This window comes from Chryseobacterium kimseyorum, from assembly GCF_025971945.1.
GTDB classification, from domain to species: domain Bacteria; phylum Bacteroidota; class Bacteroidia; order Flavobacteriales; family Weeksellaceae; genus Chryseobacterium; species Chryseobacterium kimseyorum.
The window spans coordinates 136739-153037 of sequence record NZ_JAPDHW010000007.1; the positions used below are offsets into that span (position 1 = coordinate 136739).

The following is a 16299-nucleotide window of genomic DNA, read 5'->3' on the forward strand; positions in this document are numbered from 1 at the left end:
CTTAGAAAATCATCTTATTATAATTCCAGGCAGCTACAAAAACTCCCGCCGTTTCGGTTCTCAATCTCTGATTTCCCAATGAAACTGCTTTAATGCCTTTCTCGGCCAAAAACAGAATTTCTTTATCTGAAAAATCGCCTTCGGGACCAATCAGAAAAGTACAGCTTTCTAATTTTGGAATTTCATTGAGATTGATTCTTTCTAAATTTTCATTGCAGTGCGCGACAAAAGTGGTTTCTGCATCTACATTTTTCAGGAAATCAGCAAGTTTAATCAAATCATTAATGACGGGAAAATGAAATCTTAAACTTTGCTTTGACGCGGCAATTGCCTGTTTTCTCAGTTTATCAATGTTCAGATTTTTACGCTCTGTTTTTTCGGTTTGAAGAATTGTGATTTCAGAAATTCCCATTTCCACCGCTTTCTCAACGAAAAATTCGATCCGGTCAATATTTTTCGTTGGTGCAATCGCAATATGTAGTTTAGGATTGAAATCTGTAGTCTCATTTTTAATTTCGACAACTTCAATTCCTGCTCTTTTTCCTTCAATCACTAATTTTCCGGAAGCAACATTTCCTTTTCCGTCTGTCACATGAATTTCCTCGCCATCTTTCATACGAAGAACTTTCACAATGTGCTGCTGCTCTTCGTCATTAATGATTGCTGTTCCGTTATTGATTTCTCCAAAAAAAAGTTTCATTGTTGTATTTTAATAAGAAAAATTAGAAAGTGGAGTGATTTTAAAACGTAATTTCATTATCACTTAAAAACGCAACTCCGGTTTTTATGGTAGTGTAAACATCACCATCACAGTCTCTGTAAGAGCACATATAGATTTCTTCAACCCATTTATTATTCATAAAAATCAAATTCAAATATTCGTTTTTTCTTAAATTATTTTTGATGGATAAATAATCTCCTTCTTTCGGTTCGTAAGTAAAACTGAATACATTTTCTGAATTAATTTTCTCTATAATTTCTTCCTTTACATTCTGAACATATCCTATTTCTGAACTTACCATTAAATAATCTTCGTCCTCAGATTTTTCTGTCACTTCATTTTTTCCGGTAATGGTTTCTAAAACCCAGTAATATTTTGAGTTCTTTTTAGAATGTGTTCCCAGTACTTTTTCTTCTAATAATACTTTCATCTGTTGATGTTTAATGTTTTTTAAAGCCTAAAACTTTAATATAATTGAAAATTATTTCTGTTAATTGTTAATCAAGAAAGACTGTGCATTTACATTTTGCCAACTTTTGAATAATCTTGTTATCCAATTTTTCTTTTGTTGGCTACTAAAATTACAAATCGTATTTCGAGGTCGCTGTTGTTCTTAGATCTGTAAATTCTCCTCTTTCAAATTTCAACTGTGCAACCATTGCAATCATTGCCGCATTATCAGTCGTATATTCAAATTTAGGTATGTAAATATTCCAGCCTAATCTTTCGTGGTTATCCTGCATCACTTTTCTTAATGCTGAATTGGCAGAAACTCCACCTGCAATGGCTACTTCTTTTATATTTAAATCTTTCGCTGCTTTTTCCAGTTTATTCATTAAAATTTCAATGATGCATTTCTGTACCGAGGCACAAAGGTCATTCATGTTTTCTTTAATGAAGTCAGGATTTTTCTTTACCTCTTTTTGAATGAAATATAAAACTGAAGTTTTAATTCCGCTGAAAGAGTAATCGTAGTTTTCTAATCGAGGTTTATTGAATTTAAATGCATCAGGATTTCCTTCTTTTGCCAACCGGTCGATAATGGGTCCAGCCGGATAATCTAGGTCGAAAATTTTTCCGATTTTATCGAATGCTTCACCTGCTGCATCATCGGTAGTTTTGCCTATGATTTCCATGTCAAAATAATCCTTTACCAGAACAATCATGGTATGTCCGCCGCTCACCGTAAGACACAAAAAAGGGAATTTTGGCGGCACAGGATTTGCATCGTCGATGAAGTGCGCCAAAATATGCGCCTGAAGGTGATTGACTTCTATCAAAGGAACATCTAAACTCATAGCCAGAGACTTAGCAAAAGAGGTTCCCACAAGGAGAGAACCCAAAAGTCCGGGGCCACGGGTAAAGCCTATGGCAGAGATTGCATTTTGTTGTATATTTGCTTTGGTTAAGGATTTTTCTACTACAGGAATAATATTCTGCTGATGAGCTCGTGACGCAAGCTCAGGAACCACGCCTCCATATTCTTTATGGATTTCTTGGTTTGCGGCAATATTTGAAAGAATAGAATTTCCTTTGATAATGGCTGCTGAAGTATCGTCACAAGACGATTCGATACCTAAAATTATAGAGTCACTCATAGTAATGGCAAAGTTAGAGAATAATAACGAAAATGAGCATAAAAAATCAGTAGCTGAAAACTTAGGTGATCAGGTACAAAAGACGGTTGATAATGTTCAGGAGACTGTGAAAGAGGCTTCTGAGCTTGCTTCTGATGCCATTAATCACCCGATAGATACCGCTCAGGAATTTGGTAAGCAGGCCGCAAAAGATGTGACAAGCTATTCTTGGTGGGCGAAATTATTACTCATTCTTTTCTGGACCGTTTTAGGTATTGTCGCTTTTGTTTTTATAGCCATCAATCTTCCCGTGACTAAAAGATGGGCTGCTGATCAGGCACTGCAGATCGTCAACAGAGATTTTAAAGCTAAAATGTCCACAGAAAGTGTAGAGGTTGATTTCTTCGGAGATGTGACGATCAAAGGTCTGAGAATCAAAGATTATAAAGATTTAGATTTCATCAAAGCGAGAGAATTTAAAGCCAATTCAGACTGGTTTTCTCTGGCAACAAATGTGGGCAAGAACAATTCTTTAAGTTTTAATGGTTTAAGGCTCATAGATGCTGACATTAAAGTGATTACTTATAAAGGTGACAGTATTTCAAACTTCATCCGTTTTACTAAACTTTTTGACAGCGGAAAGAAAAAAGATCCTACAAAACCTCCTTTCCAGTTAAATTCAAGATTAGAAATTTTAGATTCCAAAGTTTCGATTGTGAATCAGAACTCTCCTGGTGAACCGGGAAAATGGCTGACAGCAACCAATGTGAATCTGATTGCTCCAAGATTAAAAGTAAACGGTGTCAATATCACAGCAACGATAAATAATTTTACATTCACCACGGAAAGATGGGGCAAAGCACACTTTGTAGACACTTTCTCAACGGATTTTTCAATGACCGAAGACTATCTTTTTCTGAAAGATTTAACCTTCAATACAGATCATTCGCTTCTTCAGGGAGATATTAAATTTAATTTAAATAAAGGTTCATGGGCTGATTTTACCAATAAGGTAAAATGGGATATGAATCTGAAGCTGGGAAGCCAGTTGAGCGGTTATGACATTTCATATTTTGTGACCAACTGGGATAATTATGTTCCTTTCAATATTTCCGGAAAGATGGCGGGGCCGTTAAATAAATTTACTTTGGATAATTTCCTGATCAGAAATCCTTCGGTAAATATCGCCACTCAGAAAATGAGTATTACCAACTTACTGAAAGGTAATTTTTTAATTGAAACCAATAATCTTTCTGCCGATTTCACATATAAAGATCTGAAAGCCATGATGCCGAAATTCATTTCAACCAAAATGAAAAACTTCGCTGACGATTTCGGAAAATTAAAATATAACGGAGATGTAAAAGTGACTCCAAAACAGGTCTACGTATCATCCGGAAATCTGATGACCGGAATAGGCCAGGCGAAGATTTCTAATTTTTCGCTTACAGATTTCAGCACGACAATGCCTAAATATAAAGGCTATGCAGAAGTAAGAGACTTAAATACGTCTGTGATTACCAAAAGTAAAACAGTCGGTTTGATTTCTGGAAAATTTAATATCGACGGTCAGAGTTTCGATGTCAATACCATGCGCATCAGGACGCAATCTCAGATTTCCAGTATTGATATTATGAATAAGGAGATCAATAATCTGAATCTGGATGGTCTGCTTGATCACAGGAAATACAACGGTTTGATTACCGTCAATGATGAACAGGCAAAAGCAACTGTAAAAGGCCTGATCGATTTCAGTACTAAAAGAATTTCGGCAAATATTGATGCGAATGTTACGCATCTGAATATGAATTACTTCACCGACAAGCCGGGAAGTCAGATCGTGAGCGGTCAGGTCAACGGACAGATGTCGATGACAGATCTGAATGATTTAAATCTGGACGTGGAAGCAAACAATATCAATTTTGCAACGGCTACACAAAGGTACCAGATACCGAATGCTAAAGTAAAGACATTTATAGAGGCTGGAAACAGGGTGATTGACGTCAATGCTCCGGGAGCAGTGAATGGTAAGATTTCAGGACGGTACAATCTTGCAGATTTAGCGGGAATGGTAGAGAACGGTTTAGGAAAAATCTTAGTGGGTCCTCCGCCGAGAAAACTGTATCGTGGACAGAATTTTACGATGAACTTCGATGTTCAGCAGGGACTGGTAAGTTATTTTATGCCTGATCTTAAACTTCCTCAGGGTGCTACGGTTGAAGGAGAGTACGATGGAAATTCAAATAATTTAATTTTAAATCTTGATGCAGCATCTTTAAAGTATGTGATGACCAAAAAAGAGGAAATCACCGATGCAGACATGGCACTGGCAAATGCAAATCCTGATTATAAAATTAATGAAAGAGAAAATATCACAAGAGACAGTGCCTTGGTAGACAGTGTTATGGTGAGAATCAATACTGCAAATCTTGATCAGCAGCTGTATGCGAAAATAAAAAGAGTAGAATACAATAAAAATATTCTGAAAGACATTCTTCTGACAGGGAAAAATGAGAACAACTCAACTCTCAGAATCGCAACCAGCTTTAAGCATGGAAGTCCGGAAGACGAACTTGATGATAATCTGAAGAATTATGCAGTAAACTTTAATCAGTCAACAAACCCGGCAGGAGATTATATTTTCAGGTTTGAACCTACAGAAGTTAATTTTAATAATGTTAAATGGTCAATTGACACTAGCCCCGAACTTGATCATTATATCAGTTACCGTAAAAAAACAAAAGATTTTGAAATTAGAAATCTTAAAATTTACTCTGATAAAAGTTCACTTTTAATCAATGAATCGATATTTAAATCTGCTAAAGATTTTTATGTAGATGCCGAGGTTCAGGATTTTGCGATTGAAAAAATTCTGGAAATGCAGGCGGGAGGAAATCCTATGGATATCAAAGGTTTGGCCAATGGTAATGTGAAGATTAAAATGGATAAAAGCACACTGCAGCCGTTAATAGATCTTACAGTTGATGACATTATGATGAATGGAAATGATATGGGAGATCTTACCATCTCAGCGGTCAATGGATATTCACTGAACGTGTATGACGTCGATGTAAAAGTAACTTCGGCAGGAGTCATTGGAAATAATAATCTTCACTTAACAGGAACGGTCAATAATAATACAGCTTCGCCTACGATTGATCTCACAGCAGAACTTCGTGAGTTCGATTTAGCATTCACCCAACAGTTTGTGCAGACGGTCTTTGGAAATTTAAGAGGAAAAGCAACCGGAGATTTGAAAATTAACGGAACTCTGAAAAACCTGGATTACAGTGGAGATATCGGATTGAAGGAATTTGGTTTAAAACTTCTGTTTACGGGAGTAGATTATTCGTTTGACGATACAGTAATTCCACTTTCTAAAGGTTTGGCAATTTTGAATAATATTGGAGTTCACGATGGCAGAACAAATTCGCAGGGAACAATCTCCGGAGCGATACAGTTTGAAACTTTATCATCGATGGGAGTCAACTTAGTAATGAGAGCTGATAATCTATTAATGCTGAACACCACTCAGAAGGAGTATGATCTATTCTGGGGAAGGGTTTACGGTCAGGGAGACCTGTATGTTGACGGACCGGTTTCGGCACTGAATCTTTCAACACCGAATATGAAAGCACTGAACGGAAGTACATTTACTTTTAACTCAAGCTCTACTTCTAATGTTGAAGAATTTAAAATGCTGAGATTCCTGAAAGAAGGAAAAGACGGTTTGGTGACTTTAGAAGATAAGAAAAGAACCGGAGCCAATATGAATATTGATTTCAGCCTTGATGTTGACAAAGGAACGACAGTTAATGTCTTGGTAGGAGATGATGTTGGAAATATTACCGTGAAAGGAGTAGCAGATGATTTGAGATTCCAGATGGGAAGACAGGGTGCTATTGCGATGAACGGATCTTATATGGTTGACAGCGGAACTTTTGTTTCTAAAGCAATTCTTAACCGAACTTTCCAAATTCAGAAAAACAGCAGTATACGTTGGGATGGTGACGCAATGAAACCGGCTCTGGATATTTCTGCAAATTATGTGAGAATGGTTTCGAATGCCGGCGAATATTTAAATATGGGTCAGTTGCAGCCCATCAGTATCTTATTGCAGGCAAATATTACCAATACACTGAATGATCCAAAAATCGCTTTAAATGTTACGGCGTTGGATGTTTCCAGTCAGGTGAAAGAAACTTTAGCAGCAAAAATCAATCAGACGGAAGGTGAAAATGTTTTGCAGTTTGGATCTATCTTATTGCTGAATATGTTTAATGTTACCAACACTGGAGGCTTGGCCTTTGATGCGGTAGGTGTTGCGGAATCTTCAGGATACAATATGCTTCTGAAACAGTTGGGTTCTGTTCTTAATACGATGAGCAGTGAATTTCAGATTGATTTGAATTACGTTAAAGGTGACCAGTATTCAAATACCGGAGACCGTGCAAATGCAGGTGTTAGTTTTGATCTTTCTCCACGAGTAACTGTGAAAACCGGCTTGGGGATTCCTTTGAATAAAACGGAAGCTACTGATGCCAATTATCTTTCCGGTGAAGGATCTATAGAGTATGATATTTCTAAGAAGAATGACGGAACGCTTCTCTTAAGAGGGTATTCTAAACCTACAAATATTGGAATGGGAGTAGGAACTGTAGGGACAAACGGATCTGCAAATCAGGCGTATGGTGGCGGTATCGTATGGAGTAAAAGCTTCAATTCTTTCTTCAAAAAGAAGAAAAAAGATAAAAAACAGACTCCTGCCAATAATCAAATAAAAACAGATTCCGTAAAATCAACGGTTAAATAATCTGAATCCTTGAATGATTTTTATCATCCGTGTTAATTATTGTTAATGTTTGATATATTTTTTTTAGTTAATATATTTTTCTTAATTTTGTAAAAAATTTATCGATTTTTTAGGAAAAATATAATTTCACTAATATGAACTATCAACTGGACGAAATAGACAAGAAAATTCTTGATTTCTTAGTAGAAAACACAAGAATGCCTTTTACAGAAATTGCAAAACAGATGGATGTATCTGCGGGAACAATACACGTAAGGGTAAAGAAAATGGAAGATGCAGGTATTATTTTAGGATCATCTCTTAATTTAGATTATGGTAAATTAGATTACCACTTCACAGCTTTTATCGGAATCCTTTTAACAAAATCAAACCGCACTCAAGAGGTTTTGAAAGAGTTAGGAACAATTCCAAACGTAGTAGAAGCAAGCGTTATCTCAGGGAAATACAACATTTTCTGTAAGGTAAAAGCTAAAAATACTGAAGACGCGAAAAAGATTATTTATCAGATCGACGACATCCAGGATGTAATGAGAACTGAGAGTATGATCTCTATGGAAGAGTTTTTGAGCGATAAAAACAGATTGATCAACGCGATCTCAATTTAATCAAATTTTAGACGATATAAATACCGAAGAACTTATGAATTTATTCATAAGTTCTTTATTTTTGCACCATGGAAAAGGAATATAAAGAATACAGTTACTTTGATGAAGACCCGAAAAAAGGCTGGGGTTTTATTTTGGCCTTGGCTGCATTACTGCTGTTTACTTTTATGGGAATCGGATTAGATTTTGATGAATATCTTCAGCACAAAATGCTGAATATTCCGTCAGGATATTTCTACTTAATTTTTTCTATCGATATTTTAATGATTGCAGGTATTGTACTGATGTATCTGTACAGAAAAGTCGGCATCTTTCTTTTTCCTGTGATGCTTGTTCTGCACTTCTTTATGCATAATTATTATCTGTCTACATTTTTATATTCTGATGTGACAAATCTTTTTCTCTTTACAGGTTTCGGAATGTTGGCGATCATCCCAAAGTGGAAGTTTTTCAGATAATCAGTTTAAAATATTTAAAAAAAAATCCACTGTATATTCAGTGGATTAATTATTTTATTTACAGTCATCTTTTTTATCTTGTAATAATATTCTTAGTCCATTTTAAAGGAACCGTTGTTTTCTGATTAAGAAAACGTTTTCTTACACTGTCTAAATCTGCAGAAAAAGATACTCGAGAGAATACGGTGCGTTCTGTGATGAAATATAATGAGTAAATGTAACTGTTTTGGAATCATTTATTGATACTCCTTCTCCGTGAAAGATTGGAGTTACTAATTTTCCGTTTTTGCATCGGCCTTTCTCTAAGAACAGTATTCTGCTCCAATGAATTTTTGATTAATACCGCTTTCTATTTCATACACTTCATATGTGCTTCCGAATGTACCGTACTCGAAAACCTTGTTTTTGCTTCCAACTTTTAATGCAGGATGATAAGATTTTGTTACTTTAAAAGTTTTTTGAGAAATAAAATAGCCTTCTACCGCACTATGTAATCTTGGATCAAAATGATTCAAAAGTTCACTGAATGGAGTGTGTGCAGGATCATACGCTTTAACTAAATGACTTCCCGCTAGAATGAATAAAATTCCAAAGGATAAGGCTATTTGTTTCTTAGTTATGTATTGTTAGTTTATTAAAGTAACAGACAGCAATTCACAAACCCAAGAAATATTTACTATTAATTTCAGAAAACAAAAAAACACGCCCGAAAGCGTGTCTAATATTATTTAAAGAAGAAATTATTTATCTAAAATTCTCTTCACTGCCTCAATAACAGCAGCAGAATCAATTTTATATTTTTTCATTAATTCAGCAGGAGTTGCAGATTCTCCGAAAGTATCGTTAACGGCTACAAATTCCTGTCTTGTAGGTCTTTTTCTTGCCAACATTCCGGCAACAGATTCACCTAAACCACCAAGATAATTATGCTCTTCAGCAGTTACAATTTTACCAGTTTTTTCAACTGATTTTAAGATGATTTCCTCGTCTAACGGTTTAATCGTATGGATATTGATGATCTCGCATGAAATACCTTCTTTTTCAAGCTCTTCTGCGGCAAGGAGAGATTCCCAAACCAAGTGACCCGTTGCAACAATCGTTACATCAGTTCCTTCCTGTAAAAGAATACCTTTTCCAATTTCGAAAGGCATATCTTCAGGAATAAATACAGGAACTACCGGTCTTCCGAATCTTAAGTAAACAGGACCTTCAAAATCAGCAATAGCCAAAGTTGCCGCCTTTGTTTGATTATAATCGCAAGTATTAATTACAGTCATTCCCGGAAGCATTTTCATCATTCCGATATCTTCCAAAACCTGGTGTGTTGCACCATCTTCTCCCAACGTAAGACCTGCGTGAGAAGCACAGATTTTTACGTTTTTGTTAGAGTAAGCAATCGACTGACGGATCTGGTCATACACTCTTGAAGTTGAGAAGTTGGCAAAAGTTCCTGTAAAAGGAATTTTTCCTGTGATGCTCAAACCTGCAGCAAGACCCATCATATTAGCCTCCGCAATACCTACCTGGTAAAATCTTTCAGGAGCTTTTTCGATGAACTTTTCCATTTTCAATGATCCTATAAGGTCTGCACAAAGCGCTACTACATTAGGGTTTTTGTCAGCCAATTCTGCCAATCCGGCTCCGAATCCTGAACGTGTATCTTTTTTTTCTGTATATGTATATTTCATGTGAAGTTTAAATTTATGATTGATAAATGATGTTTGATAATTGATACAAGTGAGAAATCATTTATCAATTATCACTGATCATTCATGTTAGTAATCAGCCGGAGCTTCTAAGTACAACTGTTTGAAAGCGGTATCCAACTGCTCATCACTTGGAGCCTTACCGTGCCATGCATGAGTTCCCATCATATAATCCACTCCGTTACCCATAATGGTGTGAAGAATGATTGCAACAGGTTTTCCGTTTCCGGTTTCTGTTTTTGCTCTTTCAAGAATAGCGATTACGGCTTCAAGATCATTACCGTTTTTCTCTTCCAAAACGATCCATCCGAAAGCTTCTAATTTTGCATGAAGATTTCCTAATGAAAGAACGTTTTCGGTGCTTCCGTCAATTTGCTGTCCGTTATAATCGATGGTAGAAATGATGTTGTCAACTTTTTTACCTGCTGCATACATAAAAGCTTCCCAAACCTGACCTTCCTGCAATTCGCCGTCACCATGTAGAGTGTAAACCAAAGATTCATCTTTGTCTAATTTTTTACCCTGAGCAACACCAAGCGCTACAGAAAGTCCCTGTCCCAGAGATCCCGAAGCAACTCTGATTCCTTCCAGACCTTCATGAGTCGTAGGGTGACCCTGTAATCTTGAATTTAATTTTCTGAAAGTCTTTAATTCCTCTACCGGAAAGAAGCCGAATCTCGCTAACGTAGAATAGAAAACCGGAGAAATATGCCCGTTTGAAAGATAGAAATGGTCTTCATTTTTACCTTCCATGGTAAATGGTAATTTGTAGTTCAGAATTTTACCATACAGTGCGGTAAAATATTCTGTACAGCCTAAACTTCCACCAGGATGACCTGAATTTACAGCATGAACCATTCTCAAAATGTCTCTTCTGATTTGTGTTGTAAGAGATTTCAGCTCTTCAATACTTTTACTCATATAGTAGGATTTATTTATTAGAATTGATATATGCGAATTTACAATTTTTTGTCGGCTTACGGAAATTGAAAAATCCGGAGTTGGAGTTCCGGATTTCTGTGGGTTTTGAAAAAGATTTTTTATGTTTACTAAACCTTCAAGGTTTAAGATTCTGAAAGATTGAATTTTTTATTTGTGTTCGTAGGATCAGGCTTTATACCTATAAACTCTTGATCAAATAAATATTCTCAGCCAAAATTTAAACAGTTCACTGATTTTATACTTTTCATACGCACTCCTTCTATGTTTCATTTATGATCGGTATATGATCACTGTATGCTCTCTGAAAGTCTAAAATCGATTAGAAAAAAATTAAACAGTGGTGTGAATTTTTAGATTTTGTGAATTATTTTCATGTGCAGTTTCTCCGTCGTCGCTCCGTCATCCCTCCGTCGAAAGTTTGATGGTGTTTTTGAGGAGGAAAAATTAAACAGCAGTTTTTATTAGTTTATAAATTAAACCTTGACACGGTTAGATAATTTTTACCAGCTTATGGAAATTGAAAAATCCGGATTTTGAATGAGATTTTTATGTTTACTAAACCTTCAAGGTTTCTAAAACCTTGAGGGTTTGAAAATTTATAATGTTTTTGACTACCGCAGCCCGACTTGAGTGGAGCTCTTTTTGTAAGCCGGGAAAGTGTGGTGGCACAAAAAAGCGAGAGCCCTTCGGCAAACTCAGGATAAATTCAGGCGGAAAAGCTGCCCAAATATTTTTAAAACCGTGTGTTTTTAAAGTTACTAGTGACTAAATTTTTTATTTTTATCAATAGAATCGGGCTTTAGCCCGATTTCATTTTTGTACGCAGTGAGTTGGCTTTAGCCAAAACTTAAGAAATTTAATCATTATTTTTTTTAATAATTACATCTGAATTCTGCTATTTTAGGATAATTTTTTTCGTTATAAGTGTAAGTAAATGTTTTAGTTTCATACGATTGAGGAATATCATTTACAAAATGCCTCTTAGAGTATTTCGTGTAATTATTTTGTGAATACCGAATAAAAATATAATCTTCAAATGGAACTTGTAAATCTTTAAAAGGATTTTTATATGAGTCGTAATCTCCATATTCAGTAATTGTTTTACTAATGTAATTTGGTACAGAAACAGAACTGGAAACTTTAGTAACAGATTGAACGTTGTCATTTGCTCCGTACACTACGGTTGTGATTTCATTTAGATCTAAAATATTATTACTGTCATAATGCTTACCTATAACTGATGTTATTTTGTTATCAGTGTAGCTGTACTCATATTTCCATTTTGAACTTAAGTTATCTGCAATATTAGTAGTAACACGATCTTTTGCCACTAATTTTCCATTTGTATAGGATAAGTATTCTATCAGTTGAATATTATAAATGTTCGGCTGTTCCACTATTTTAATGGGCAGATTACTGATGCTATAAATAATTTCGGTCGTGCTTTTTATTTGTGTTGTAAGCGGTTGAGAAACGTTACCCTGAATAATATCAAAATCTAATTTTTTAATAATATCATTTTGTGAATTATAAATAAACTCTGAAGTGAATAATTCCTGACCATACAATGGGACGACAACGGGATTGAATTTTGTAATAAAACATTTCTTCTCAGTTTCAATTTCGTCATTTGATGAGTTGTCGCAAGAATATATACTGAATAATATTAAAAATATATAAATTGATCTTTTCATGAAATTAAAGTCATATGTAAGTTTTACGTATAATTTGTCTGTGATCTCTCCGGATTTCAAACTGAACAAAACATTTTCGTAAATGAAAAACTGCTAACTAAATATTTTAATTAAACCAACTTCAGATAATTCTTATTCTTCACCAAGTACAGTCCAACAAACGTCAGCAAACCATTCAGAATAATTAATTCCACACCAATCCTGTAATCAGTGTACGCAGTTACCAAATAATTAATAATATACGTAAGAACTGGCGCTAGAAGTGTTACGGCAAGAATAGAATATTTTGTTGAGATTTTAAATTTGGTAAAGATTCCGAAGGCAAATAACCCTAAAAGTGGTCCGTAAGTGTAACCTGCAATTTCCATGATGAGGTAGACAATTGATTTGTCATTCATCGCTTTGAAGACCATAATCAGAATAAAGAAAACCACTGTAAATGTCAGGTGAATTTTCATACGAAGATGTTTTTTCTGCAGTTCTGTACGGGTTTTGTCTTCATTTAAATTTAAAAGATCGACACAGTACGAACTTGTCACGGCTGTCAAAGCACCATCCGCAGAAGGGAATAAGGCGGAAATCAAACCAATGATGAAAATAACAGAAATTGTCATCGGGAAGTAACCGTTAAGTGATAACGCCGGGAACAGGTCGTCGCCCATAATATTTTTCACGTTTCCTGCGGCATCTTTAAATCCGAAAACATTGGAAACCACTTCTTTTCCATCGACTATACTTGTAACTTCCGAGTATCCCGCACCGTTTTGCAGCGCAAACAGATAAAGTAAACCGCCTAAAAACAGGAATGCCAGATTCACAAAAAGCAATGTTCCTGCGAAAGTCAGCATATTTTTCTTGGAATTTTTCAGATTGTCTACGGAGATATTTTTCTGCATCATTTCCTGATCAAGACCTGTCATAGCGATGGTAATAAAGATTCCACCGAGAATAGTCTTGAGGAAGAATGTTTTGGAATTGGGATCAAAATTAATGAAATGGGTATAGTTCTTCTGTTCCAAAACGGCGTAGGCTTCGCCAAAAGATAGATTTAAATTGGATAAGATATAAACGATACAGGCAATCAAACTGATAATCATAAATGACGTCTGCAGAGTATCGGTAATCACAATCGTTTTTACACCGCCTTCAAAGGTGTATAGAAGAACCATTAATAAAAGTACCAAAGCCGTTACCCAAAACGGAACCCCTAAACCTTCCAGTAAAAATATCTGTAGGACATTTACAACAAGATATAATCTGGCTGTAGCGCCAATCGCTCTGGAAACAATGAAAAACACTGAACCGATTTTATGAGCTTCTACATTAAATCTTCTGCCTAAATACGTGTAAATGGAAGTTAGATTCATCTTATAGTAGAGTGGGAGGAGCACTGCCGCCACAATAAAATAGCCGATGAAAAATCCGATGACCATCATGTAATATTCAAACCCGCCGAAAATATATTCGCTTCCGGTCATTTTCCCAACCGTTCCCGGTACGGAAATAAAGGTGACACCGCTTAAGCTGGTTCCTATCATCCCGAAGGCAACGAGCCACCATTTGCTTTTCTTGTTACCGATAAAGAAAGACTGGTTGTCAGAATTACGGCTGGTAAAATAGGAAATCACCAAAAGCCCTACAAAATAGACAAATACAAACAGCAAAAGTACAGTTCCTGGATTCATGCTTTAAATTAAATTTCAGCAAATATAGTTTTTTTTGGGAAGCGGAAGCGGGGTGATGGAAGATGGAAGTCGTGTCCCACAGATTTCACGGATTTACACACATCCTTCACGGAGTTATTCAGGGGAATAAAAAACCACGAATGCACGAATATCTTCTAAATTATTCAGATAAAATTCGTGCATTTGTGGCAATTTTAAAAAAGGTATTCTCAATCATCTGAGAAATCTGTGGGAACAATTCTTAGCGTCCACATCCATCACCCAGCTTTATAACACATCTCTCAAATCCTCATTTTTCTGAAAAGTCGCTTTTGCAAACGGGCAAAGCGGAATAATTTTTTTATTGTTTTCTCTGGCAAATTCTACAGCTTTGATCAGCATTTCCTTTCCTACGCCTTTTCCGTTGTAAGCTTCTTCCACTTCAGTGTGATCGATGATGAATCGGTCTTCTCCAGCCCAAGTGTAAGTCATTAATCCTGCTTTCTGTCCGTCAATTGAAGCTTCAAAGCTTCCGTGTTTCTCGTCGTTGTTTTGTTTTACTTCTATCATATTATGAAAATTTGGTTTGAATTTCTATTTCGTTAAGTAATATTTTATGTACCGGACATGCATCCGCAATAGCATGAAGTCTCTTCAGCTGTTCTTCACTCAGTTCACTTCCTTCAAAATTAATGTTTCTTTTAAAAATTGCCAATTTTGTAAGCGGAAAATTTTCCAGTTCTACTTCTACATCTATGTTTTCTACGTCCCATTCTTTTCGGTCAATGTACATTCTTAAAGTTGCGGCAGTGCAACTTGCCAAAGATGTGGCGAGGATTTCAAAAGGATTAAAACCTTTGTTTTGTCCGCCTTTATCGGTGGGTTCATCGGTGATTAATCTGTTTTCACCAGCAATCACTTCCGTGTAATATTTGGTTTTGCCTAAGCTAGCTTTTACGGTTACAGCCATGTTTTTTATAGGTATGAGTTATGGTAATGAGTAATTTATGATTGATGATTGATGATTGATGATTGATGAAAGTTTCCCACAGATAACACAGATTTCCACAGATTTAATTACCGCCTGTAAAAAATCTTTGATTTTTTAATCTTATGTGTTCTTCCTCAGCAAATCAGTTCATCTAAACTAATGTGATTGATGTGTTTGACGCTTTTGTGACTTTGTGGTTAATTTTCTCTGAGATTTTTTGCGATATCTGGTTGTGTAGTTGGAATTTCAGCTTCTATCAATCTGTTCCACAGATGACACAGATTTCCACAAATCTATTTACCGCCTGTAAAAAATCTTTGTTTTTTTAATCTTATGTGTTCTTCTTCAGCAAATTAATTCATCTAAACTAATGTGACTGAAGTGTTTAAAGCTTTTGTGACTTTGTGGTTAATTTTCTCTGAGATATCTGGTTTTGTAGTTGAAATTTCAGCTTTAAGCAATCTGTTTTTTAAAATTTTCAATTTTTTCGTTTAAATCTTTTAGCATTTCAGGATTGATCACACCGCTTTCCAAATCAAAATTCTCATAAAATTTAGGCAGTGAAAAAGTTTCTTTCACATCAGCCGCAAATTGAGGAAAGAAAGTTTTTGCCGTATTCATCACGTTTCCGCCACCGAAGCCGCCTGGTGAAGTCGACATCAAAAGCATTGGTTTATTCTGAAAAACTTTCACATTAATCCTCGAAGCCCAGTCGAAAACATTTTTAAATGCAGCAGAATACGAGCGGTTATGTTCTGCCAGAGAGCAGATGATCACATCGCATTCTTCAATCTGCTTCAGAAAGTTATGCGCTTCTTCAGGAAAACCTTTTTTCTCAAGATCTACGGAGAAAACTGGCATGTTGAAATCATTTAGGTCAATAAAATTGATTTCATTTTCCTGAAAACTTTTGAGAACAAATTTTACAAGTTCTCTGTTGATGGAAGTGGAAGAGGTGCTTCCTGCAAATGCGAGTATTTTCATTATTATTTTTTTTATAAAACTATTGAAAATTAATTAAGTGGAAAAAAGGACACGGTGTTTACTTCTTCTGGATGTAGTTATTATTGAAATCAATTTAATGATAATAATTTATTGTGTTGATTTTGTAAATAATTCCTCGAATTA

At 35.5% G+C, this 16299-nt stretch carries 14 protein-coding genes; 3 read left to right on the forward strand and 11 right to left on the reverse strand.

Annotated features, from left to right (window positions below; genetic code table 11):
- Position 1: 1 nt before the first annotated feature.
- From OMO38_RS11610 to tsaD, 3 genes are all read right to left on the reverse strand, one after another.
- Positions 2-700: an RsmE family RNA methyltransferase gene (locus tag OMO38_RS11610; protein ID WP_264750339.1), complete on the reverse strand. Its 699-nt coding sequence runs from the start codon at positions 698-700 to the stop codon at positions 2-4.
- A gap of 40 nt (positions 701-740) precedes the next feature.
- Entirely contained in the window at positions 741-1151 is a 411-nt protein-coding gene (locus OMO38_RS11615) for a hypothetical protein (protein WP_264750340.1), read from the reverse strand.
- A gap of 151 nt (positions 1152-1302) precedes the next feature.
- On the reverse strand, positions 1303-2319 hold the full coding sequence (tsaD, locus tag OMO38_RS11620; protein WP_264750341.1) for a tRNA (adenosine(37)-N6)-threonylcarbamoyltransferase complex transferase subunit TsaD: 1017 nt from the start codon (positions 2317-2319) through the stop codon (positions 1303-1305).
- 4 nt (positions 2320-2323) lie between these two features.
- Here tsaD and OMO38_RS11625 point away from each other — a divergent pair, with 4 nt between their 5' ends.
- From OMO38_RS11625 to OMO38_RS11635, 3 genes are all read left to right on the forward strand, one after another.
- Positions 2324-7111, forward strand: a complete 4788-nt coding sequence (locus OMO38_RS11625) for a translocation/assembly module TamB domain-containing protein (protein WP_264750342.1) — start codon at positions 2324-2326, stop codon at positions 7109-7111.
- Between the two features lie 134 nt (positions 7112-7245).
- Complete coding sequence (locus OMO38_RS11630; RefSeq protein WP_047446659.1) at positions 7246-7716, forward strand: Lrp/AsnC family transcriptional regulator; 471 nt, start codon at positions 7246-7248, stop codon at positions 7714-7716.
- A gap of 68 nt (positions 7717-7784) precedes the next feature.
- Complete coding sequence (locus OMO38_RS11635) at positions 7785-8174, forward strand: hypothetical protein (protein WP_264750343.1); 390 nt, start codon at positions 7785-7787, stop codon at positions 8172-8174.
- 302 nt (positions 8175-8476) lie between these two features.
- On the opposite strand, the gene OMO38_RS11640 is transcribed toward OMO38_RS11635, so the two are convergent.
- The 8 genes from OMO38_RS11640 to OMO38_RS11675 form a co-directional block, all read right to left on the reverse strand.
- On the reverse strand, positions 8477-8689 hold the full coding sequence (locus OMO38_RS11640; protein WP_264750344.1) for a hypothetical protein: 213 nt from the start codon (positions 8687-8689) through the stop codon (positions 8477-8479).
- A 225-nt stretch (positions 8690-8914) separates the two neighbouring features.
- A complete protein-coding gene (locus tag OMO38_RS11645; protein ID WP_264750345.1) occupies positions 8915-9862 on the reverse strand; it encodes a transketolase family protein in 948 nt (315 codons plus the stop codon).
- 87 nt (positions 9863-9949) lie between these two features.
- Positions 9950-10801 carry a transketolase gene (locus OMO38_RS11650; RefSeq protein WP_264750346.1) on the reverse strand — a complete coding sequence of 284 codons (852 nt, stop codon included), beginning with the start codon at positions 10799-10801 and terminating at the stop codon, positions 9950-9952.
- Positions 10802-11694: 893 nt separating this feature from the next.
- Entirely contained in the window at positions 11695-12516 is an 822-nt protein-coding gene (locus tag OMO38_RS11655) for a hypothetical protein (protein ID WP_264750347.1), read from the reverse strand.
- A 110-nt stretch (positions 12517-12626) separates the two neighbouring features.
- Positions 12627-14201, reverse strand: coding sequence for a sodium:solute symporter (locus tag OMO38_RS11660; protein ID WP_264750348.1), 1575 nt, complete (start codon positions 14199-14201; stop codon positions 12627-12629).
- 267 nt (positions 14202-14468) lie between these two features.
- Positions 14469-14750, reverse strand: coding sequence for a GNAT family N-acetyltransferase (locus OMO38_RS11665; protein WP_264750349.1), 282 nt, complete (start codon positions 14748-14750; stop codon positions 14469-14471).
- Position 14751: 1 nt separating this feature from the next.
- A complete protein-coding gene (locus tag OMO38_RS11670) occupies positions 14752-15150 on the reverse strand; it encodes an OsmC family protein (RefSeq protein ID WP_264750350.1) in 399 nt (132 codons plus the stop codon).
- A 474-nt stretch (positions 15151-15624) separates the two neighbouring features.
- Positions 15625-16155 carry an NADPH-dependent FMN reductase gene (locus OMO38_RS11675; RefSeq protein WP_264750351.1) on the reverse strand — a complete coding sequence of 177 codons (531 nt, stop codon included), beginning with the start codon at positions 16153-16155 and terminating at the stop codon, positions 15625-15627.
- Positions 16156-16299: the final 144 nt, after the last annotated feature.

What these genes read in the sequence shown, in the direction of transcription:
- OMO38_RS11650 (WP_264750346.1), bottom strand. Translation starts at nt 10,801, where the DNA reads ATGAGTAAAAGTATTGAAGAGCTGAAATCTCTTACAACACAAATCAGA.
- tsaD (WP_264750341.1), bottom strand. Translation starts at nt 2,319, where the DNA reads ATGAGTGACTCTATAATTTTAGGTATCGAATCGTCTTGTGACGATACT.
- OMO38_RS11670 (WP_264750350.1), bottom strand. Translation starts at nt 15,150, where the DNA reads ATGGCTGTAACCGTAAAAGCTAGCTTAGGCAAAACCAAATATTACACG.
- OMO38_RS11660 (WP_264750348.1), bottom strand. Translation starts at nt 14,201, where the DNA reads ATGAATCCAGGAACTGTACTTTTGCTGTTTGTATTTGTCTATTTTGTA.
- OMO38_RS11625 (WP_264750342.1), top strand. Translation starts at nt 2,324, where the DNA reads ATGGCAAAGTTAGAGAATAATAACGAAAATGAGCATAAAAAATCAGTA.
- OMO38_RS11635 (WP_264750343.1), top strand. Translation starts at nt 7,785, where the DNA reads ATGGAAAAGGAATATAAAGAATACAGTTACTTTGATGAAGACCCGAAA.
- OMO38_RS11615 (WP_264750340.1), bottom strand. Translation starts at nt 1,151, where the DNA reads ATGAAAGTATTATTAGAAGAAAAAGTACTGGGAACACATTCTAAAAAG.
- OMO38_RS11645 (WP_264750345.1), bottom strand. Translation starts at nt 9,862, where the DNA reads ATGAAATATACATATACAGAAAAAAAAGATACACGTTCAGGATTCGGA.
- OMO38_RS11665 (WP_264750349.1), bottom strand. Translation starts at nt 14,750, where the DNA reads ATGATAGAAGTAAAACAAAACAACGACGAGAAACACGGAAGCTTTGAA.
- OMO38_RS11630 (WP_047446659.1), top strand. Translation starts at nt 7,246, where the DNA reads ATGAACTATCAACTGGACGAAATAGACAAGAAAATTCTTGATTTCTTA.
- OMO38_RS11610 (WP_264750339.1), bottom strand. Translation starts at nt 700, where the DNA reads ATGAAACTTTTTTTTGGAGAAATCAATAACGGAACAGCAATCATTAAT.
- OMO38_RS11675 (WP_264750351.1), bottom strand. Translation starts at nt 16,155, where the DNA reads ATGAAAATACTCGCATTTGCAGGAAGCACCTCTTCCACTTCCATCAAC.
- OMO38_RS11655 (WP_264750347.1), bottom strand. Translation starts at nt 12,516, where the DNA reads ATGAAAAGATCAATTTATATATTTTTAATATTATTCAGTATATATTCT.